Genomic DNA, 21,178 nt, shown 5'->3' on the forward strand with positions numbered 1-21,178 from the left:
TACCAAAGCCAGTTTTTTAATGCTAAAAAATTCCGATTAATTTAGTAGAAATAGATATTTCTCATTAAGACTTAAACACCGTTAAGTTTCAATTTTTGATGGTGAAGAAAATGATTGGATAAATTTTATGGGATATCTATGTCGATGACATGACGTACCGATTCGCAACGAACGATTATATTAGCACATCAAGAATAGTGGAAATATCACCTCAGAACCAGCTAATCAAAACAGTCAGTGGTAGCCTTTATCAAGTTATTGGAAAAGGCAAAAAGCCGAAGTGCAAATGTGAGTGAGCCATTTAACAATTTGGTTAATACTAAATTATGTCATCTTATGCTTCTGGTTTATGCAATTTTTTAGTACAAATATGTCAACTTATACTTCAAACAACACCCAATGTTGTTTGAAGTGTAAGTTGACATAGCTACATTTGATTTCATTGAGCTACAACGACACAAATGAAGTGTAAGTTGGCATAAAATTGAAGCGTAAAATGATATAAAGTGACTATTTGGTAGAGTTTATTGAGCCTGTAACAGATTCTGTATAACTGCCATTTAGTTAATATATCTTCGAGGAGTTTCAAACCCGGAAATAAAACAGCCCATCGCCTGATGCCAGATTTGAATAAACATTAACCATTTTTACTGTCATCTTAGATTAGCCAGAAAAACAAAGCCCCAAGCTGATCTCAGCGAGAGGGGCTTTGAATTTAAAAACTAGTTTAGACTTCGTTAGTGTCTAAACTTATGTATTTTTGGGTAGCGTTCGGTGGCGGCGCTGGACAAATTTGCGCACCCTTCTGGCGCACACCGAATACTTCTGCAGGCAAATGCTGATCGAGCTGTTGGTGAAACTGATCGCTTCAGGCAAAGAAAAGCCCGGCACAAGACCGGGCTAATGAAGGTTAAGGCTTGTTGTTGGAAATTTCAATTTTCAAGATCCCTTACCTCAAAGGCTAATCCAGCTATTTATCTATCGTTGCTTAAATTTATCTGAAACAACACGAAAAATAATAGCCAAAAAGTAACTTAACAAGCCGAATGAGATTAATAACAACTCTATTCCTGTTTTAGCAAGAGAAAGCTTAACTAGAAGCCTATATACCACTTCCATTATCATTGACACCATTAAGATTGCGAATCCATTAGGGGATAATAATACAATCTTGAAAAAAGCTTCTTTAACTCTATTTAACATGACTTGTTTCCTGCACACTCAACAGCCCCGCCAGAATTACTAATAACGTTACCCATAGCTTCACCTATTCCAACTGACTCTGATTTAACTGTAGCTCCCAAGGCGCTACCAGTTGTAGAATTGATGTGGGAAGAGATTTGTTTTTGAGCGAATGATGATGTACCTTTTGCTGCTCCAACCACAGCATCAACAGCATCCCCACTAACGCTGCCTGCAACAGCACCAATTGCACCGAGAGCAGCTCCCTTCAAAATTCCCGAGTCTAATTCTTTACCATCAATAGCATTATTCGCTACCGTCGAAGAAGTACCTATTAATGCACCACCATACGCATTAGCCCCAGCCTTTAGCGCAATGCTAGAAGTTAAAGAGGCAATACCTCTACCAAGACCAGCAGCAGCACCAGCTAAACCTGCAACTCCAATTTTCGCGACACTATTAAAATCTGCCTTTAACTCACCTGTAATAGCTTGTCTTGCAACCTCTAAACTGACTCCTGCAATAAAACCGACTAACCCCCACTCACCCGTCGGATCCGTCGCATTAATTGGATCATTCCCCACATAGGCATACCAGTTCATGCCGTCTTTGTAGCCGATGGGGTCGGTCTGCATAAAGCGGCCGAGCTTCGGATTGTAAACCCGTGCTTTGTAGTGATAAAGCTTAGTACCTGGGATTAAGATTTGCCCAGTGTAACGGAAACGCGATGAGCTGGTATTAATCGGCTCACCGAATGGGCCATATTTATGTGTTGCTATTATTGAACCTGAGCCATTCGTTTCACTAATAATTGAGCCGCGCTCATCTGCGTGTAAATAACGCTTGTTACCTGTGCCACTACCTTCGTACCACACTAGCGGGTCATCTTCGCCTATACCATGAACATAGCGACGTAATAGACTACCGCTGCTGTTGTATTCCGCAACCAGTTCGTTTGCATCATATAAGAAGGTCGTTTTAGTGCCATTGAGTGTTGAGTAATTTAATCGTCCCGTCGCATCATAGCCAAGCGCTAAGCTGGTACCTGACTTAGACGCAGACGTTAAACGGTTATGTGCATTGTAGTTATAGCGCCAACCATCATAACTTTTTAAGTTGCCGGTTAAAGCTTACCAAGGGCAACAGTCAATACCCCATTAGTTTCATTGGCACTGAACGATGACTGAGGGGAAAGCCAAAGGCCTAACTAATCCTCAATGATGCTTACTACCTAAATTATATGGCGTTATTTATTCAAGACACAGTGAATATTCACACCAATCGGCGTCATTACTGGATGTATAGTCATATTTAAAGTGAGTTTAAAAAATAACAACACTTGGTTTTTTTGAATAAAAAGATCAAGAAAACATAGCTGTCTGCTTGACCGGAACTTTCTAATGGGTGACCCTGCCGACTTTTCACAGCTTGTGCCAGCGAATAACAATCGCTTTATCATTTAGCCGTTCCGCTTTTTTATCATCTACATACAGCACTAAATGAGTGTGGTTACTCATGACTGCATAAGCGCACACGTCAATACAAAATACCTTGGCTAACTCTAACAGTTTATCTTCAACCCAGCCCCTGCGGTGCTCGTAGGATTGACCAGTAAAATGGTCTTCTCCACATAAAAATGCACGGCGCACGCAACGTGAAATACAGTGGTAGTACTTTGTATCTGCCAAACTTACTTGACGTTTTCTTGCGATAGCCATAAGACATCCTGCTTGTTTTTTACACTAAATAAAGCGTAGTACTTTGAGCGTAAAAGTGAAAAAAATTTGAGTGGATGTCTAGTTTAAATTTATAGCTAGAGAAAGTGCGGTAGTAAGTTGCAAAATAAAAGGCTCCTGAATAAATTCAGAAACCTTTATAAACTAACCAGAAGATCGGTCAATGGATCGTTAAGTATTTCTTAACTGATCGGCATTAAGCTTACGCTGGCTTTGAGTTGAGAGCAAATAATGCTAGTTTGGTTGAATCCTAGCCCCTGCTAGCGAGGCTTTGGATTCAACTTTTAACTATTGAGGGCTGTCTATTAATGCACCCCACCCATCACATTTAGTTCCAAACTCAGAAAGAATCCGGTTAAGCTCTAACTGCTCATTGATGACATTTTCATAGTTTAAAATTACATTTCTTTTGAAATATACAGAGATCCTTTCAAGGGAGCTAACTGCTTCTTCATTCTCAAATATATCCGTTTCATAGTTATCAGAAATAAACTTTTCATCACATATACTCTTTGCAGTATTTAAGTTCTTGGCATAGCAATAAAGTTCGATATCAATTTTACTTCCTTTTTTTATCCCATATTGAGCAAGCTCCTTTAGGGTTCTTCCATCATCATCATTTGGAAATTCTTCCATCATAGCTCCCCATTTTGCTTTCTGTACTTCTTACCCGGAGATTCAATAGCATTGTGATTCTTGTCACTTTTTACCCCGCCATACTGATCGATCAACCCAGATTCTTGCTTAAATGAATCCCTATCAGATGCAGCAGATTGAGTTTGAGTACTAACGTGAGCATCATCTGTTTGTTTCTCAACCCTCTTCGCTGAAATAGCTGCTCGTTCAGCATCACCTTTACCAACGTACACTTTTCCCGACTCGTGCTTATTCACATAAGTTCCTGTAGGACAATTGTGAACCAACACGTTTTTCTTCGTAACATAATAAGTATGAAAATCAGCAACAGTAAAGTTATAGGTTAAATCAAGGCCTTGTTCATCGGTGACGCTAACTACTTTCATAGAACTGTGACCGTCAGTTTCAATGAGATCGCCAACTTCTAACTCAATAGTCTGCTTCCATCCTTTTCCAACTACATAGAAGGGGTGGTTATCAGTAGCCTCAATTTTTTGCTCACCCCCCACCTCTCCAACCAACTTGATTTCGAAGATACCGCGATCTGGTTCAACGAAGATTTTGGTAACTGGCTTCCATTCTTGTTCACCCGTGTCTGTGTTCTTTGCCCAGAGCTTTTCGCCTAGTTTAACACCTTCTATATTTTTATAGCCGTCTTCTGTTAGGACTTGAGTTCCAGCGACAAAACAACATGAACGACTGACGCTCTTAGCCGCTGAATCACCTTTTGAGTTTGCCTTAATAATTTTAGCTAGACGCTTTGCTTTTTGTAATGTTTTAATCGGGTTTACAATTCCTAAAGCAGCATCAGTCACCGCGCTACCTAAACTTAATGATCCTGTTTCGGCATAGTTTAATGCAGTTTCTCCATCATCATGTTAATTCCTTTTATATACAAACCGGCTATTACATTGCGTATAGATAGATGCATTAAAAAAGCCTCGGCTAGTGAGGCTTTGGATTCAAATGATTTAATTGGTTACTATTTAAATTAGTTCCATTTGTTCCACATCATATCCTCGTTGCGCCAAAGCCCTTTTCCTTCTTCAAGCTTCATTACCAGATCTAATGTGGAGTCATACAATACAAGTGTACTCAGCGGAACGACTCTTGTATCCTCTTTTTTCACATCCGGACCTGCCCCTGAAAATAGCTCCCATTGATCAACTTCCCACCTCATTGCCTCAGTTACAGCGGCTCCCTTTAGGGCCTCTAAATTTGTCACTGCTGAACAATTTTTAGGTAACCCACTTGAGTAACTACGATCAAACCAAGACCACACTCTATTATTTGTGTCGTTCATAGGTAAATCACAATTCGGAACATCGATTGTCATTAATTGCTTTGGTGGTATTATCTGCATCAAACAAATTTTATCTGCTTTATAATAGTCGATGGCACCTAATGGCAAATTGTTAGACCAAGATTCTCCTGCTCTTTTCAGTTCAAAGCTTCCACTTATGTTTTCCACATTAAATGAGGATGCGCTAGGATTCTTCATCAAGTATTTCGCTGCACAATCTACTATATTTTTGGCTAATTGAGCCGAAAAATAAGCTCCCCCGGCAAAAAGTAGCTCCACACCAAGTTTTTCATGCAGCCCTATGGTATATAAAAAGCGCGGTGAACTTCCCCCACTTGTGGTATACACAAAATAGCCGTGACTATTGATAGCATTACCTATCGTATTTAATGCATCATTTTCATTCATTTAATCTACTTCTCTTTCGCATGTACTTCTTTATGACGGTCTTTGCAAAGTGCAGCACCATTTTCTTTAGTTGTTGGGCCACCATCTGCGTGACGCTGTTTATGGTGACCATCGATTTCACTTAAAGGTTTAGTCTCTCCACAACCAGCATATTTGCCACCTTGATCTTGCAACATTTCATTAGTTTTCCCCCTAGAGTATGTTCTTTTAGGATCTCTGTCACTGGGAGCACCAGAGCCTCTTCCTGTTGGAGTCTTGGGAACCTTCGAAAAGTCACAGACATTGTGTACCCACATATTCGTCTTACCAACGAAATATGTGTGATCAATGTCTACAGTAAAATTATAAGCATATTGTGGTTCTTCGTTAGCATGTATAGGCGCAATAGTAATATCGTTTTCAAACTTTGGTCCAGAAACAATAGTGCCTACTTCAATATCACCAGCCGCTAACAACCCAAGGTTATCTACATAAAATGGATGTTCTGCTGTTGTGGTAATAGACTCTTTTACGCCATTCTCATCTACAACTGTAAATGTAATAGTTTCTTCATGCCTGTCCTCAAAAGTACCAGCAGCCAAACTTACTGGCAGAACACTTCAGGCAAAAAAATGCAAAAACTGACCCCGATTGTTCTACTGCTTCATTTCTTTTCTAAAATAGAAATACAGAAAAATACTCCCTATAGCATTAAATAAAATTAAGACTAAAACTGTTATAAAAAAGCTTTTTTTCCTAATAACGCTAGCTACTAAGGGCATAATCAAAAGAGCTATAAATGCCCCAATTTGCGTTACGTATACAGCCAAGTGTAGTATTCTGTAGCACTCATCAAACACTGACGCCGTAACTAGAAACGTTAAAACTGCTAAAACTGCTAAAACTGCTAAAACAAATAAAATTATAGAATTGCGCCATAGTGAGCCGACATTTTTCACCGAAAAGTTAGTGTTTTTCATTTAGTTTATCCAAGTTAACTTCTGCCGGCACTTTAAAAAACCCTAAAGTAACTTCAACTTTTAATTTATTTTCATTGTTCAAGGATACATTCCCTGATTTTATTTGCCCTGTTAACTTAGGTCCTTCTTTAGTGACAGAAGTCACTTTAGGCACACCTGTACGACTATCGGATTTTTCTTCTACCTTAAATAGCTGCGCTTTAGCACTAGCAACATTTGAATCTATATTGGCTAACACTTCAATTGTTGTAACATTTTCAGGACCGTGGTCCCCATTTTGAACAGTCATAGAAGCTTCGCCACCAAACTTTGCTGTAGCATTGGGTGTTTTTATGCCAATCTTCGCTCCGATAGCAGGTCCCGCACTTACAGTTGTTGCTTGTCTTAAAGCTCTGTTTTGTTCAGGGGTAATCATCAATGATTTCGGATTATAAGAGTTTTTTCCCGTTAGATCCGTAGCATTGACTGGATCATTTCCCACATACGCGTACCAGTTCATGCCGTCTTCGTAGCCTATGGGGTCAGTCTGCATAAAACGCCCTAATTCATGGTGGTAAACCCGTGCTTTGTAGTGATAAAGCTTAGTACCTGGGATTAAGATTTGCCCTGTGTAACGGAAACGCGATGAGCTGGTATTAATCGGCTCTCCAAATGGGCCATACTTATGTGTTGCTATTATTGAACCTGAACCATTCGTTTCACTAATAATTGAGCCGCGCTCATCTGCGTGTAAATAGCGCTTGTTACCTGTGCCACTACTTTCGTACCACACCAGTGGGTCGTCTTCACCTATACCATGAACATAACGACGTAATAGACTACCGCTGCTGTTGTACTCAGCAACCAGTTTGTTTGCATCGTATAAGAAGGTCGTTTAACTCTATTTAAAGTAGTGTAATTTAAACGCCCCATTGCATTAGGTGAATGAAATTAGGGTTATTATCCGACTTGTCAACAAATCGAGCACGAAAGTCTTCGTCAGCAATTTTGCTTTGCGGTTTTACTTCTATAAATTTTTGCGTGCCGTCTGTGTGGGTAATTAAAAAGTCAGGTGTGTAACGGCAAGTACGGTTATCAAACTCATATTCGTAACCTAGTGGTTGTGCTTCAAATGCGGCTATTGATGGTGAAAATTAAAAATAGAAACATGCATCAAACTCTAAAGAGGATTCGACTAAATAAGTGATTTATCTTTTGACTAGCAAATTTATGGAGGTTTTTACACGGGTGTGTTTTATTTTGTAAATGTGAGTGAGCCATTTAACAATTTGGTTATTACTAAGCTATGTCAGTTTATACTTCTAATTTATGCCATATTTTAGTACAAATATGTCAACTTATACTTCAAACAACACCCAAATGAGGAATTTGGGTGGCAGTCTTACCAGCCACATCTCGGCACACACGTCACAAACTGTGGCTGCTCCCTTCCGGGCCTGACCAGGTTCGCCTGCTAGTGTTGCGAGAGGACCAATAAGACTACCATTGAGGGCCTTGGTTGGCGCGGGAAGGATTATCTCTACTTTTGCTCTGTTATTCAAGGGATAATCTAAAAAGAAAGTGCGATTGCATATTTCATATACAATCGCGACGTATTTAGCTGTTTTAGTGCGTATTAATTGTTCTCTAACTGCGCTTTTATATTACGAAGTGCTGCTTTTACTTTTTTCATGTTTTCTGGACCCATACGTAAAAGCTGTTTTTGCGCAGCAGGTAATTGCTCCCACTCCGAAAACGCATACTGATACGTCACTGAGTCGCGAAGTAACGGCAAGTCACCTTCAGGCTCTGGCGTATCAAGTAATAAATCGATCGCATCGGTTAGCGTTTGATTAAACTCATCATCGCCATAACCAATTTCACTGTATGCATTATTAATAAGTGGCTTGTACTCTTCGTACATACGAACGGCTTGCGCTGCACTCATACTGGTAAATATTTTCACATACGGGGTATAACGCTCGTAGCTGTTAGGGTTAATCGTGAGGATATCGCCTTCATTAACGCTAAATTTTTCTTCTGGCTGTACAACAGGCGTGTGCTTTTTAGCTACCTTACCTTTAGCTAGGTTATCTACAAATACAACACCACGGCGAATTACATCGTCGGTCACCATTAGGCTCATTACTGAGTCGCTTAGGTACTCATCCATTTTAGCAACCACAACTGCATCACTTTCGTTAAGTGTTGGTAGTGGCTCTACTTCAGGCTCCGGCTCACTCGGGCTTTGTGCTGGTACTTCAAGCTCGGCTGGTTTTTCTGGCATTACAGATGGCGCGTCTACCACTGGGTCATTCTCGGGTTTAAGCTCCATCATAGGTTGCTCTTTAACTGCGGGCTCTACCTCAGTGCGTGTTTCTTGCTCGTCACTTGGTGTGAGCAATACGAAGGCGGCCGCACATGCTACGACTATTAAAATAATAACGGCGAAAAGAATATTGTTATTAGGTGGACGTTTTTGAACATCTGATGCTTCTGGTTTATCTGACATACGAACTCCATAAAAATTAAAATGCGATATCACTTAGAGTACGCTAAGTGGATTAAATTCATTCTTACACAAATACTATGACATTTTATAATACGGCAATTATAGCAAAGTAAGTTACCTACTAAATTGGGTGATTAAATAATGTAATAAGCATTAGGGCAGTTATCCTTTGATTCTTCTAGCTTAAAGACTTACAGTTAATAAATAAAGTAAAGACGTAGAACAGTTTAACCACCAATATGAAAATCAAGCAAGTTGATCCACAAAAACCTAAAACTGCCTTATTACTTACAGGTGGTGGCGCACGAGCTGCTTATCAAGTCGGTGTGCTAAAAGCGCTAGCTCATAGTATGCCTCGTACTGCTCCATTGCCATTTAGAGTAATAAATGGCACCTCCGCTGGCGCTATTAACTCTGCTGCATTGGCATGTTACGCTTCTTGTGCGCATTTGGCTGTACGAAAGCTCGAATCAGTTTGGAAAAACTTTTCAACCTCTATGGTCTATAAAAGTGACTTTTTAAGTGTATTTGGCCATATTGCGCGTAATATTTTAACGAGCTTTCAGTCAGAGCATATTAACCACCCACCAGCGAGCTTACTAAATAACCGCCCTCTGCGTAGTTTATTAAACGAGATTTTAGATTTACACCGCATTGAGCGCAATTTACACCGTAATTATTTAGATGCGCTGTCTATTACAGCCTCAAGTTATACAACGGGTGACTCGGTTGCATTTTTTCAATCTAATACGCAAACATCGTGGCAACGTGCTAAACGCGAAGGCCGCGCAACTCGTATTAATGTTGAGCACTTAATGGCATCAAGTGCCATTCCTATGGTGTTTCCAAGTGTAAATATTTATAACCATTACTTTGGTGATGGCTCTATACATCAACTTTCTCCGCTGAGTCCGTCGATTCATTTAGGCGCTGAAAAAATATTTATTATTGGGGTAGACCAACCTAAAGAATTACACCCGCCGGGTTATTCGCCACATTATCCTGGACTCTCTGCTGTTGCGGGGCATTTACTCGACAGTGTATTTACCGACACTATGCAATCGGATTTAGAGCGTTTGGCTCGTGTTAACCGCACATTAGGGCTATTACCCGCTCGTGACAAACATCAAGAACTTAAACAAATAGATACCTTTGTAATTAACCCATCGCAAAACTTTAACGCAATTGCAGCGCAGTATTACGACGATATGCCATGGGCTATTAAAGTATTGCTACGTACCATAGGTGTTAAAAAACATTCGCAATCGAGCTTAACCAGTTATCTATTGTTTGAAAAACGCTACACCCAGCATTTAATGCAAATTGGCTATGAAGACGGTATGAAAAAATTACCGGAGATACGCAAGTTTTTAGAACTAGATTAAGCCCAAACAGAAACGTTATTCTATTCCGTCGAGCAGGTAGTGCTCTACCCGCTCAACACGCCTTGGTTTACCTTGTAACACTAAAACGTCATTAGCCAATAAGATTGTTTGTGCCGATGGAGTGTCTATTTCGGCCCCTTCTCTGCGCAGTGCTTTTACCAGTACCCGACGCTTTTCTAAATTTAGATTTTCGATTGTTTTATTAACTGCATAAGCTTTATCAGGCAGAGCAACTACATGTAAGTACTCTAACCGGTCACTTGATGTATCTTCGTTATCTTTAAAATAGCCTGCATAAAAGCTTTGCATTAACGGATAACGATTACGACGCTCTTTACTTACTCTTCGCACAATACGCGTCATCGGTACGCCCGACATAGACAACACATGCGACACGAGCATTAAGCTTGCCTCTAACGACTCAGGTACTACTTCGGTTACACCTAGCTCTTTTAAATAATCTAGCTGGCTATCGTCACGGGTACGAATGAGTATTTTAACATTGGGTGCTATTTGCTTTATGGCATCAATAACAACTTGTGCATGATCAAACTCTGTAAAAGTAATAATAACCAAGCGAGCTCGCTCTACTCCTGCGCACTTTAAAATATCTTTTTGTTTAACATAGCCAAATATGACAGGCTCACCCGCCGCTTTGCCTTCTTGTACTAAAATTGGGTTACTTTCAATCGCAACATAGTCAATTGCTTCGGGCTTTAAAAAACGCGCTATAGTTTGCCCAACTCGTGAAAAACCACAAATAACAACATGGTCGCTATAAAGCGTACTACTTTGTGGCTCACTCTCGAGCGCCAAACTTGGGCGATCGAGTATGCCTAAACGCTTTAAAATAAATGGCGTTTTATCAATCAAAAATGGGGTAAATGCCATTGAAAGCACACCAAGGGCAATTAAAAATGAAGCTTGCTCTGAATTTAATAATTGATGCTGGCCAGCAAGTGCAATAAGTACAAAGCCAAACTCCCCCATTTGCCACAGCATAATGCCACAGGCGAGTGAATCTTGGTTTCGCTCATGCATTAGCCGCGCGCTAAAGGCTACCACTGCAATTTTTAATACCAGTAAACCCAGCAAGGCGCCAATAATTATTACGATATGCCCCAGTACAAATAAAATATCTAGTTGCATACCTACAGTAACAAAAAACAGCCCCATTAAAATATCGCGAAATGGGCGTATATCGGCCTCTAACTGATGCCTGTAATGACTCTCACCTAACATCATTCCGGCTAAAAAAGCACCTAGCGCCATAGACAAGCCAAACATATACGTTAAAAAGCCTGCAAACAACGCGACTAATATGGTGGTAAGTACAAATAACTCATCGGTTCGTACTTGCGCTATTTCTTTAAACACAATGGGCAATACCCATTTACCAATTGCCCAAAGAAGCACACATACAAATGCGCCTTTACTTAGGGCAAACGCTAAAGCCCAGCCAATACTTTGAGAGTCACTTGATGCAAATAAAGGAAGTATTATTAATAGAGGAACGACAGCAATATCTTGAAAAAGTAGAACACCAACGGCCAATTGCCCACGGCGCTGATTAAGCTCACCCGTTTCTTTTAATAGCTTAACTACTACAGCGGTTGAAGAAAGCGCCATAATTGTGCCGATGGTAAAACTGGTGAGTAATGAAAAGTTTAAGCAATATAGAATAATAATGAAGAGTAAACTGGTTATACCTACTTGTAATGAGCCCAAACCAAATACTAGGTTTCGCATTGCCATTAGCCGAGAAATAGAAAATTCTAGCCCTAAACTAAATAACAAAAACACAATACCCAGTTCAGCTACAAACTCTATTTCGTGAGATTGTGCAAGCCAGCCAATACCATGACTACCGGCTAAAACCCCCGTTGCTAGGTACGCTAAAATAGGCGGCAAGCCAATGCGCTTAAAAAACCACACAAAAAGAACTGCCGCGACCAATAAGCCAAAAATTTGAGCATTAATACTTTGCAAATGCAGCCTCGCGTTTAAATTAAACTAGTAGCTTGTAAGTAAATATAACAACCATATGTTTTTCATGCAATTTTAAAATATGGCACAAAAATAGCTTAGTTATTGCAAAGTAACACCCTCGGGGGAGAATTTAATGGAAAACGTCCATATTTTGACGCAGCGTGTGTCTGGTCGCGGTGATTTTTTGCCGTTTTCGGCTGAACACTCACCTACAAATGAAATAACTGAAACGCATGAACTCGTCGCAGAGCTACAAACAAGCTTAGTGATCGAGGATGTTCTGGCTATTTACGCTAAATTTGCAAAACAATTGCTCAATTTTTCTGGATTGCAGTTTCAATCAACTTTAGGTACTGCTCAAACATCACAAAGTGATACAAATAGTACACCCTATATTTTTGATTTAGCGATTAATAAAGACCACTTAGGGCAGCTAATTTATTTTAGTAAATTCCCGCTTGGTCACGCAATTGAGAAAAAATTACATACATTACATACTGCGCTGGTTTATCCACTTCGTAATGCGATGATGTATAGCCGCGTACTAAAGCTTGCCACAAAGGATGCGTTAACCGGTTTAAATAATCGTAGTCAATTTAATGACTTTTTACTTCAAAAGCTTGAAAACTGTCGCCGTTATCAACGTCCATTTAGTTTAATGTTGCTTGATTTAGATAACTTTAAACAAGTTAATGACAACTTCGGCCATAAAATTGGTGACGATACACTTAAAGAATTTTCAAAAGTACTGTGTAGTAGTATACGCGGCACTGATTCGGTATTTAGATTTGGTGGTGATGAGTTTGCTTTGCTTATTGAAGACCCTGAGTTTACAACTAATAAAGTGATTGCTGAGCGGATAATGTGCTTAGTAAGAAAATCGCCATTAATGTCTAAATACAAAGTAACAACCAGTATTGGTTTTACTTTAGCTAACAGCCAAGATTGCGAAACTGAGATATTTGCTCGAGCAGATAAAGGTTTATACAAAGCAAAAGCATCAGGTAGAAACTGCGCAAAAGCATACTAGCCTTTACTTAACTGCATTAAATAAAAAAGCCTAGCTTCCCCCGCTAGGCTTTGCACTTACCAATTTATAAATAAACAACGCAGCACAGAATCCAAAAAAGAATCCGCTAATTAAATTAAGTAATGCAGTAATAGTAGCAAGCGGTGTAAATAATACTAAAAGCAGTGGCAGGCTCACGCCTGAAATAAAAAACAATCCACCTTTACCTAACCAATAAGCTAATAAAAGTACTGCAGATGCAATCCCACCAGCGACTGCATAACCTAACGTGACTATATTTAACTCAAGTAAAACATTAGCGATAACAGCAATAAGCGCTGTTATTAGCATACCCATTGGCGCTTTTGTTACTAACGATAAGCCAACATGCGGCTGTCTACTCATTTATTTACACTCCCAAAAAATACCATTTTCATCAACATGCTTAGCGCTTATAAAACAACCAACCACTTGAACTAATTCATCATTATAAAAAATAAGTGGCACACTGGCGCGTAGCCACGGCGCTATTTTTGCATCTTTAAACCAATGCTTAACTGTATTACTTCCAGGCTTTTTAAGTGGTTTAATACGTGCGCTATTGCAATTAAAGCGCACTATTACTTGCTCATTTGAGTGTGGAGGTCTTACTCCAAAACCAATGCTTTTAATTAATAAGCGCCCGTCTGCAAGTTTTAGCTGTGAATGATTTAGCTCAATATCTGTTAATACTTCATTTGGTGTTACAAAATACAAATAACCTTGATGACGACGTATTTGCCCATCGAGCAAATCAATACGCATTTGTGCGTCGTTTTTTGCGCACATTGCTTGATTAATAATTTGCTCAAGCTGCTTTTGCGATGGCATGACTTGTGTAAATAATGCAAGCCACGCACGTACTATATTTGCAATACGCGCTGAGCTGTATTCACTTATTTGGCTAATGCACAGTGCTTGGTGCTCGTTAATACACTTATTTAAATCAAGCTGAGTGTACTCATCAAGTAGTGTTTGCTGCTGTTGTAGTAGCTCAATACTTCGTGCTGTACATTGTTCAAACCCAGTAAAGCGCTCGACTAACACAGGTACTATTTTTGAGCGTAAAAAGTTACGGTCAAAACTTTCATCTGTATTTGAGTCATCAGTTATGTGGTTAATACTAAAGCGCGCCGCAAACGCTTCTATATCGCTTCGCTTTACGTTTAACAATGGCCTAAAACATACACGGCCACTTTGCAGCAAACGCGCTTGGTGCATGGCGCCAAGCCCTTTTAAACCCGAGCCACGCTTTAAGCGCAGTAAAAACGTTTCTACTTGGTCGTTTAAATGTTGGCCCAATAAAACAATGCTGCCTTGTGGGCTTAGCTCATCAAGTGCTTTATAACGTGCATCGCGAGCTTGGGCTTCAAGGCTCGTACGCGACTGCTGCTCAATTACAACTTTTGCGGCTTTAAAAGGCACATCAAGCTCAATACATACGTTTTTGCAAAAGCGTTGCCAGTCATCGCCATACTGGCTCAAGCCATGGTGAACATAAATAGCCGATACATCAATTGCAGGGTTATCGGCTCTTAAAGTACACATTAAATGCAGCAACACCACAGAATCAACACCACCAGAAAGCGCCACAGTAAAAACAGTATTACCTTGCTCAATATAGCTATTTAGTGATTTTTTTAATTGCTGATAAATTGCTGTTGTATGCATATGGCCGCACTTTTATATAAAAACTCTGAACATTTTAAAGCAAAAAAGCCGCATAAGCGGCTTTTTTTTAACAATTAATGTATTTAGCAATAACCAAACGACATTAAACGTTTGTAACGTTGATCAAGCATTTCTTCAAGCGTAAGCGCTTGTAAGTCTGCTAGGTCACGCTTAAGGCGTACTTTTAAGTTACGTGCCATTGCATCGTAATTACGGTGTGCACCACCTAGAGGCTCATCAACTAAATTGTTGATTAAGTCTAGCTCTTTAACGCGCTCTGCAGTTACACCCATTGCTTCTGCTGCAAGCGGTGCTTTGTCAGCGCTTTTCCAAAGAATAGACGCACAACCTTCAGGCGAAATTACAGAATAAGTGCTGTACTGCAACATGTTAACTCTGTCGCCAACACCAATCGCTAATGCACCACCTGAACCGCCTTCACCAATAACCGTACATATTGTCGGCACTTTAAGTGACGCCATTACTTTTAAGTTACGTGCGATTGCTTCAGATTGACCACGTTCTTCAGCGCCAACACCTGGGTATGCACCTGGTGTGTCAATAAAGGTCATGATTGGCATTTTAAAACGCTCAGCCATTTCCATTAAGCGTAATGCTTTACGGTAACCTTCTGGCTTTGGCATACCAAAGTTACGTTTAATTTTTTCAGCAGTATCACGACCTTTTTGTTGGCCAATAACCATTACCGGTTCGCCATCTAAACGCGCAATGCCACCTAAAATAGCTGGATCGTTAGCAAAAGTACGATCGCCAGCAAACTCGTCAAATTCCGTGAAAATGCGCTCGATATAATCTCGAGTGTAAGGACGCAACGGATGACGTGCTAACTGTGATACTTGCCAAGCGCCTAAATTAGAAAAAATCTCCTGTTTTTGTTTGGCACTTTTTTCTTTTAATTTGCTGACTTCCTCTTCTAACTCAAGGTCTAATTCGCCAGCGCGGCTGATACTTTGTAATTCTTCAATTTTTGCTTCTAATTCTGCAATTGGAAGCTCAAAATCAAGATAATTGAGGCTCATGCTCTAAACTACCTAATTAGTTAAATTCTAGTTCTACATCTTGCGCAGCCATTAGTGATAACTTATGGATTAAGTCGTCACTTGGCGTAACACACCATTCGATTCCAAGAGTTAATTGCGCCAACGCATCTGGACGTTGGTAATAAACCTTGATCGGACACGTTCCCATTTTATAGGGTTCGAGTACTTTTTGTAATTTATCGAAGAAACCTGCCTCGATTTGCACCATGTTCAGCGTCATTTTAATCGCTTTAATACGCTTTTCACGCGCTTGAGCAATGGTGTTTATTTCTCTGGCGGTCATTGTAATACCACCGGAGAAGTTATCAAAGCTGACCTGTCCAGATATTACCAAGATATTGTTAACTTGGAGCATATCTTGGTACTTTTCAAACTCGTCTGAATACAAGCGTACATCAATCCGTGCACTCTTGTCATCTAAAGTTACTAAGGCCCAACGATTTCCTTTTTTATTAATTAATACCCTAGAGGCAATCACTAAACCTGCAGCGGTTGCAAACACATCACGGTTAGTTGGCTGCAAATCAACTATTTTTCCGCTGGTGTAATGCTTAAGTTCGCGGCGGTACTGATTTATCGGATGCCCAGTTAAATAAAGGCCTAGCGTTTCTTTTTCGCCTTCTAACCACTCGTTGTCGGTGAGTCCTGTGGCTTTAATAAAGGCTTGTTCAACCTCATCAGGCTCGGTGGCCAATAAACCAAACAAATCACTTTGCCCTAATTGCTCAGCTTTGTTGTGTTGATCGGCCGCACGCATAGCATCTTTTAAACTGGCTAGTAATGTAGCACGCCCAGATTGGGTTTTCTCTGGTCCTAATTGATCCAAAGCACCTGCGTAAATTAATTTTTCAGTAACACGTTTATTTAAGCGTTTTAAATCAACACGGGCACAAAAATCAAATAAATCTTTAAATGGGCCGCCTTTTGCACGCGCTTCTAAAATAGCGTCTACCGGCGCTTCACCTACGCCTTTAATAGCGCCAATACCGTAAACAATTTCACCTTCAAGGTTTACTGTAAACTTAAACTCACCTGCATTTACGTCTGGTGGTAATAAGGTGAGCTTCATGTTTTCACATTCATCCACCAAAATAACTATTTTGTCGGTGTTATCCATATCGGCCGACATTACCGCAGCCATAAACTCTGCAGGGTGATGCGTTTTCATCCACAATGTTTGATACGATACGAGTGCGTAAGCTGCTGAGTGAGATTTGTTAAAACCGTAACCTGCGAACTTTTCTACCAAGTCGAAGATTTTTATCGCAAGCTCGCCGTCAATGCCGTTATTTCTTGCGCCATCTTCAAATGTTGAACGCTGCTTTGCCATTTCTTCGGGTTTTTTCTTACCCATTGCACGACGCAGCATGTCGGCGCCACCTAGCGTGTAACCTGCTAGTACTTGCGCAATTTGCATTACTTGTTCTTGATACAAAATAATGCCGTAAGTTGGATCAAGTATTGGTTTTAAGCTTTCGTGTTGATACTGCGCATCTGGGTATGAGATTTCTTCTCGGCCCAGTTTTCGGTCGATAAAGTTATCTACCATGCCTGATTGCAGTGGACCTGGGCGGAACAAGGCCACAAGTGCAATCATATCTTCAAAGCAGTCGGGCTTAAGGCGGCGTACTAAGTCTTTCATACCACGCGACTCTAGCTGAAATACAGCGGTCGTTTCGGCGCGAAGTAGCAACTCAATACTTTTTTTATCATCCAGTGGAATGGTGTTTATATCAACGGGGTCTTTACCTTGGCGCTTCATGCGCACATTGGTCATATCGACCGCCCACTGCAATATAGTCAGTGTACGTAAACCCAAGAAATCGAACTTAACTAAGCCGGCTGTTTCTACATCGTTTTTATCAAACTGTGTTACTGGAAACTTACCTTCGTCATCGCAATAAAGCGCAGCGAAGTCGGTAATAGTGGTTGGCGATATTACTACGCCGCCCGCATGTTTACCGGCGTTACGTGTACACCCTTCAAGAATGCGACACATGTCGATTAAGTCTTTTACCTCATTATCGCCATCGTAGGCTTCTTGCAAGCGTGGTTCTACATCAAACGCTTTGGCAAGTGTCATACCGGGGTCACCCGGAATCAATTTTGAAATTCGATCAACAAACCCGTAAGGATGCCCAAGCACTCGCCCTACATCGCGTATTACCGCTTTTGCAGCCATGGTACCAAAGGTAATAATTTGCGAAACCGCATCTCGACCATACAAAGCCGACACGTGATCAATTACTTCGTCTCGTCTATCCATACAAAAATCGACGTCGAAATCGGGCATTGATACACGTTCAGGGTTTAAGAATCGCTCAAAGAGTAAGTCAAACTCAAGTGGATCAAGGTCGGTAATTTTAAGCGCGTACGCAACTAACGAACCCGCACCTGAACCACGACCAGGTCCAACTGGAATATTATTATCTTTACTCCACTGAATAAACTCCATTACGATTAAGAAGTAACCTGGGAATCCCATTTGGTTGATTACACCGAGTTCAATTGCAAGACGCTCATCGTATTCAACACGTTTTACTTTTCTATCTTCTTCATCGGGGAATAAAAACTGTAGTCGCTCTTCTAGGCCGTCTTGTGACACTTTAACTAAAAAGTCTTCAATTTTAAGCGAGCCGGTTGGGTAATCAGGTAAAAAGTAAGTACCTAATTGCACAGTTACATTACAACGCTTAGCGATTTCTACGGTATTTTGTAGGGCTTCTGGAATATCGCTAAACAACTCAGCCATTTGCTCAGGTGTTTTTAGATATTGTTCTTCAGAGAACCGTTTAGGGCGGCGCTTATCATCGAGCGTGTAACCGTCAAAAATAGCAACACGAATTTCGTGCGCTTCAAAGTTTTCTGGCTTTAAAAACACCACTTCGTTGGTCGCTACAACCGGTAGTTGCTCTTTAGCAGCAAGCTCTACCGCCATGTGCAAGTAATCTTCTTCAAGCGGTCGATTGGTGCGAACAAGCTCTAGGTAGTAGTTATCGCTAAAATGCTGCTTATAAAAACTAACAACCGATTCAATTACAGTCGGATTATTTTTTAATAATGCTTTACCTAAGTCACCGTCTTTAGCGCCTGAGAGAATAATTAAGCCTGCTTTTAGCTCAACTAACCACTCGCGGTCAATCACAGGGCGATGAAATACATGCCCACGCTGATACGCTTTAGATATCAGCAAGGTAATATTTTTATAGCCGTCGTTGTCTTTGGCTAATATAGTTAAGCGGCTTGGCTCATCAGGAAACTCTGGGCTACGAACCCAAAAGTCAGCACCCACTATAGGTTTAATACCCGCATTATGCGTGGCGCCATAAAAACGCACTAAACCACAAAAGTTCATCTGATCAGTAATTGCAATGGCTGGCATTTGCAGCTCTTGCGCTTTTGCGACTATTGGCTTTGTTTTAGCAAGGCCATCAACCATCGAAAAGTCTGAATGAACTCTTAAATGCACAAAATCAGGAGCAGCCATGCTTAGCCCTCACCATTGGCTTGCGCCAAAACGCGCTGCACAGGTTTAAAGCTTTTACGATGCTCGTCAATCGCGCCGTATTGTTCAAGCGCTGCAAAGTGCGCTTTAGTAGGATACCCTTTGTGCCCCGCAAAACCATATTCTGGGTGACGTTTATCAAGTTCAAGCATTTCATCATCGCGTGCTACTTTAGCTAAAATAGACGCCGCTGAAATTTCGGCCACTAAGCTATCACCTTTAACAACAGCTTGTGCTGGCATAGTGAGTTTTGGTAATCGATTACCATCTATAAATACAAATTCAGGTTGTGTGCTTAATGCCTCTACTGCGCGACTCATGGCAAGCATCGTTGCGTGCAGAATATTTAACTCATCAATTTCTGTTGGACTGCAGCGTCCATAAGCGTAGCACAATGCTTTTTCTTTTATTTCAATTGCAAGTGCTTGGCGTTTTTTATCCGTTAATTTTTTAGAATCCGCTAAGCCTGCAATAGGTTTAGTGGGATCTAAAATGACAGCGGCAGTGACTACATCACCAACAAGTGGGCCGCGCCCTACTTCATCTACACCAGCAATTAAGGATACATTGGGTCTATCAATTTGCATTTATTAACTCCGCCACAGCATTGGCTGCTTGTTCACTGGCATTTAATCTAATTTTTTCGTGAATAGCTAAAAAGCGTGCTTTTAGCTCTTTGTTATCTGTGTTGAGCATAGGGGTAAGTGCGCTTGTTAAGTTAGTCACATTACACTCGGTTTGTAAAAACTCAGGCACTAGCTCTTCGTCAGCTAATAAATTAGGCAGCGAAAAGTACTTAATATTAAACGTAAATAAAGTTTTAAAAATCCAATAGCTCAAAGGCTTTATTTTATAGCCCACAACCATTGGCTTTTTATAAAGCATGCCTTCAAGTGTTGCTGTGCCCGACGCTAATAAAATAGCATCAGCAGCTTGCATCGCTAATTTTGATTGCCCATCAAGCAGGTTAATATTAAGGTTTGGTGCGGTAGCGTTTAATATATCACTAAACTGCGCTTTGCGTTTTTCGTTAACCAACGGCACCACAATTTTAAGATTAGGATTTTTAGCTTGCAGCTCTGCGGCTGTTTTAATGTAAGTCTCGCTTAGTAAACCAACTTCTGAGCCTCGACTACCGGGTAGTAGCGCCAGTACTTTGTCATCAAGGCTTAAGCCAAGTTCTTCACGTGCTTTAGTATCGTCGTGCTCAAGTGCAATGTCGTCTGCCAAGGTATGCCCCACAAATGTACATGGCACTTGGTGCTTATCGTAAAATTCTTTTTCAAATGGTAATAATGCTAACACTAAGTTAGTGGCTGCACTTATTGTATGAATGCGCTTTTCGCGCCACGCCCAAACAGACGGACTTACATACTGCACGGTTTTAATACCCGCATCTTTAAGTGGCTTTTCTACACGTAAGTTAAAATCGGGTGCATCTATACCTATAAATACATCAGGTGGGTTATATACAAAATGCTGCACGAGTTGTTTACGTATTTTAAGCAAACGTGGTAAACGCCCTAGCACCTCAACAAGCCCCATTACCGAAAGCTCATCCATGTCGTAAAGTGTTTTACAGCCCTGCGCTTGCATTTTAGGTCCTGCTATTCCTTCAAAAATAGCGTCCGGAAAGTGTTTTTTTAGGGCTTTAATTAAGCCTTCACCTAAAATATCGCCCGACAGTTCACCTGCCACAATACCAATACGTAGTTGTTTTTTATCTTTATTCATTTGATTTTATTTCACAAGTAAACCAGGCGTTCATGCTTGTTAGTTTACCGTGTTTTACTGTTTGGTTAAA

General features: G+C 40.6%; 18 protein-coding genes, 1 other RNA gene and 1 pseudogene. 2 read left to right on the forward strand and 18 right to left on the reverse strand.

Features of this window, described 5'->3' with window-relative positions; all coding sequences use genetic code 11:
• Positions 1-1,196: 1,196 nt before the first annotated feature.
• The 11 genes and pseudogenes from H5122_RS13785 to H5122_RS13835 form a co-directional block, all read right to left on the reverse strand.
• Positions 1,197-2,057: an RHS repeat-associated core domain-containing protein gene (locus tag H5122_RS13785; protein WP_220487781.1), complete on the reverse strand. Its 861-nt coding sequence runs from the start codon at positions 2,055-2,057 to the stop codon at positions 1,197-1,199.
• A gap of 549 nt (positions 2,058-2,606) precedes the next feature.
• Positions 2,607-2,900: pseudogene (locus H5122_RS13790) on the reverse strand (Mobile element protein); the annotation flags it as partial.
• A 306-nt stretch (positions 2,901-3,206) separates the two neighbouring features.
• A complete protein-coding gene (locus tag H5122_RS13795; protein WP_182682320.1) occupies positions 3,207-3,557 on the reverse strand; it encodes a ribonuclease E inhibitor RraB in 351 nt (116 codons plus the stop codon).
• Positions 3,554-4,369 carry a polymorphic toxin-type HINT domain-containing protein gene (locus H5122_RS13800; RefSeq protein ID WP_182682321.1) on the reverse strand — a complete coding sequence of 272 codons (816 nt, stop codon included), beginning with the start codon at positions 4,367-4,369 and terminating at the stop codon, positions 3,554-3,556. Before H5122_RS13800 ends, H5122_RS13795 begins: the two co-directional genes overlap by 4 nt.
• Positions 4,370-4,545: 176 nt before the next feature.
• On the reverse strand, positions 4,546-5,265 hold the full coding sequence (locus tag H5122_RS13805; RefSeq protein ID WP_182682322.1) for a hypothetical protein: 720 nt from the start codon (positions 5,263-5,265) through the stop codon (positions 4,546-4,548).
• A gap of 5 nt (positions 5,266-5,270) precedes the next feature.
• Positions 5,271-5,846, reverse strand: a complete 576-nt coding sequence (locus H5122_RS13810) for a polymorphic toxin-type HINT domain-containing protein (protein WP_182682323.1) — start codon at positions 5,844-5,846, stop codon at positions 5,271-5,273.
• Between the two features lie 54 nt (positions 5,847-5,900).
• Positions 5,901-6,224 (reverse strand): hypothetical protein, encoded by a 324-nt coding sequence (locus H5122_RS13815; protein WP_182682324.1) that lies wholly within the window; start codon positions 6,222-6,224, stop codon positions 5,901-5,903.
• Positions 6,211-6,996, reverse strand: coding sequence for an RHS repeat domain-containing protein (locus H5122_RS13820; protein ID WP_220487782.1), 786 nt, complete (start codon positions 6,994-6,996; stop codon positions 6,211-6,213). The genes H5122_RS13815 and H5122_RS13820 overlap by 14 nt, the downstream gene beginning before the upstream one ends.
• A 127-nt stretch (positions 6,997-7,123) precedes the next feature.
• Positions 7,124-7,345 (reverse strand): TnsA endonuclease N-terminal domain-containing protein, encoded by a 222-nt coding sequence (locus H5122_RS20235; protein ID WP_310736078.1) that lies wholly within the window; start codon positions 7,343-7,345, stop codon positions 7,124-7,126.
• Between the two features lie 258 nt (positions 7,346-7,603).
• Positions 7,604-7,700: signal recognition particle sRNA small type (gene ffs, locus H5122_RS13830), an RNA gene on the reverse strand.
• Positions 7,701-7,839: 139 nt separating this feature from the next.
• Complete coding sequence (locus tag H5122_RS13835) at positions 7,840-8,715, reverse strand: DUF3014 domain-containing protein (RefSeq protein ID WP_039484317.1); 876 nt, start codon at positions 8,713-8,715, stop codon at positions 7,840-7,842.
• A 239-nt stretch (positions 8,716-8,954) separates the two neighbouring features.
• Here H5122_RS13835 and H5122_RS13840 point away from each other — a divergent pair, with 239 nt between their 5' ends.
• Positions 8,955-10,100: a patatin-like phospholipase family protein gene (locus H5122_RS13840; protein ID WP_002958292.1), complete on the forward strand. Its 1,146-nt coding sequence runs from the start codon at positions 8,955-8,957 to the stop codon at positions 10,098-10,100.
• A 15-nt stretch (positions 10,101-10,115) separates the two neighbouring features.
• Here H5122_RS13840 and H5122_RS13845 read toward each other — a convergent pair whose 3' ends face one another.
• A complete protein-coding gene (locus H5122_RS13845; protein ID WP_002958293.1) occupies positions 10,116-12,089 on the reverse strand; it encodes a monovalent cation:proton antiporter-2 (CPA2) family protein in 1,974 nt (657 codons plus the stop codon).
• Positions 12,090-12,222: 133 nt separating this feature from the next.
• Here H5122_RS13845 and H5122_RS13850 point away from each other — a divergent pair, with 133 nt between their 5' ends.
• Complete coding sequence (locus H5122_RS13850) at positions 12,223-13,119, forward strand: GGDEF domain-containing protein (RefSeq protein ID WP_024596260.1); 897 nt, start codon at positions 12,223-12,225, stop codon at positions 13,117-13,119.
• A 30-nt stretch (positions 13,120-13,149) separates the two neighbouring features.
• Here the strand turns inward: H5122_RS13850 and H5122_RS13855 are convergent, their stop codons facing one another.
• The 6 genes from H5122_RS13855 to lpxB form a co-directional block, all read right to left on the reverse strand.
• A complete protein-coding gene (locus tag H5122_RS13855) occupies positions 13,150-13,503 on the reverse strand; it encodes a hypothetical protein (protein WP_154903572.1) in 354 nt (117 codons plus the stop codon).
• Positions 13,504-14,808, reverse strand: coding sequence for a tRNA lysidine(34) synthetase TilS (tilS, locus tag H5122_RS13860; protein WP_182682325.1), 1,305 nt, complete (start codon positions 14,806-14,808; stop codon positions 13,504-13,506). It abuts the gene before it with no gap.
• 83 nt (positions 14,809-14,891) lie between these two features.
• Positions 14,892-15,848 (reverse strand): acetyl-CoA carboxylase carboxyl transferase subunit alpha, encoded by a 957-nt coding sequence (gene accA / locus H5122_RS13865; RefSeq protein WP_002958297.1) that lies wholly within the window; start codon positions 15,846-15,848, stop codon positions 14,892-14,894.
• A gap of 16 nt (positions 15,849-15,864) precedes the next feature.
• Positions 15,865-19,356: a DNA polymerase III subunit alpha gene (gene dnaE, locus H5122_RS13870; protein ID WP_182682326.1), complete on the reverse strand. Its 3,492-nt coding sequence runs from the start codon at positions 19,354-19,356 to the stop codon at positions 15,865-15,867.
• A 2-nt stretch (positions 19,357-19,358) separates the two neighbouring features.
• A complete protein-coding gene (gene rnhB, locus H5122_RS13875) occupies positions 19,359-19,961 on the reverse strand; it encodes a ribonuclease HII (RefSeq protein WP_165742995.1) in 603 nt (200 codons plus the stop codon).
• A complete protein-coding gene (lpxB, locus tag H5122_RS13880; protein ID WP_182682327.1) occupies positions 19,951-21,108 on the reverse strand; it encodes a lipid-A-disaccharide synthase in 1,158 nt (385 codons plus the stop codon). The genes rnhB and lpxB overlap by 11 nt, the downstream gene beginning before the upstream one ends.
• Positions 21,109-21,178 lie beyond the last annotated feature (70 nt).

It is taken from the genome of Pseudoalteromonas sp. SG43-8, assembly GCF_014164245.1.
Taxonomy (GTDB): domain Bacteria; phylum Pseudomonadota; class Gammaproteobacteria; order Enterobacterales; family Alteromonadaceae; genus Pseudoalteromonas; species Pseudoalteromonas distincta.

Excerpts from the sequence above, each read along its gene's own strand:
- H5122_RS13850 (WP_024596260.1), top strand. The coding sequence starts at position 12,223 with ATGGAAAACGTCCATATTTTGACGCAGCGTGTGTCTGGTCGCGGTGAT.
- H5122_RS13835 (WP_039484317.1), bottom strand. The coding sequence starts at position 8,715 with ATGTCAGATAAACCAGAAGCATCAGATGTTCAAAAACGTCCACCTAAT.
- H5122_RS13805 (WP_182682322.1), bottom strand. The coding sequence starts at position 5,265 with ATGAATGAAAATGATGCATTAAATACGATAGGTAATGCTATCAATAGT.
- dnaE (WP_182682326.1), bottom strand. The coding sequence starts at position 19,356 with ATGGCTGCTCCTGATTTTGTGCATTTAAGAGTTCATTCAGACTTTTCG.
- tilS (WP_182682325.1), bottom strand. The coding sequence starts at position 14,808 with ATGCATACAACAGCAATTTATCAGCAATTAAAAAAATCACTAAATAGC.
- H5122_RS13855 (WP_154903572.1), bottom strand. The coding sequence starts at position 13,503 with ATGAGTAGACAGCCGCATGTTGGCTTATCGTTAGTAACAAAAGCGCCA.
- rnhB (WP_165742995.1), bottom strand. The coding sequence starts at position 19,961 with ATGCAAATTGATAGACCCAATGTATCCTTAATTGCTGGTGTAGATGAA.
- H5122_RS13795 (WP_182682320.1), bottom strand. The coding sequence starts at position 3,557 with ATGATGGAAGAATTTCCAAATGATGATGATGGAAGAACCCTAAAGGAG.
- accA (WP_002958297.1), bottom strand. The coding sequence starts at position 15,848 with ATGAGCCTCAATTATCTTGATTTTGAGCTTCCAATTGCAGAATTAGAA.
- lpxB (WP_182682327.1), bottom strand. The coding sequence starts at position 21,108 with ATGAATAAAGATAAAAAACAACTACGTATTGGTATTGTGGCAGGTGAA.
- H5122_RS13840 (WP_002958292.1), top strand. The coding sequence starts at position 8,955 with ATGAAAATCAAGCAAGTTGATCCACAAAAACCTAAAACTGCCTTATTA.
- H5122_RS13815 (WP_182682324.1), bottom strand. The coding sequence starts at position 6,224 with ATGAAAAACACTAACTTTTCGGTGAAAAATGTCGGCTCACTATGGCGC.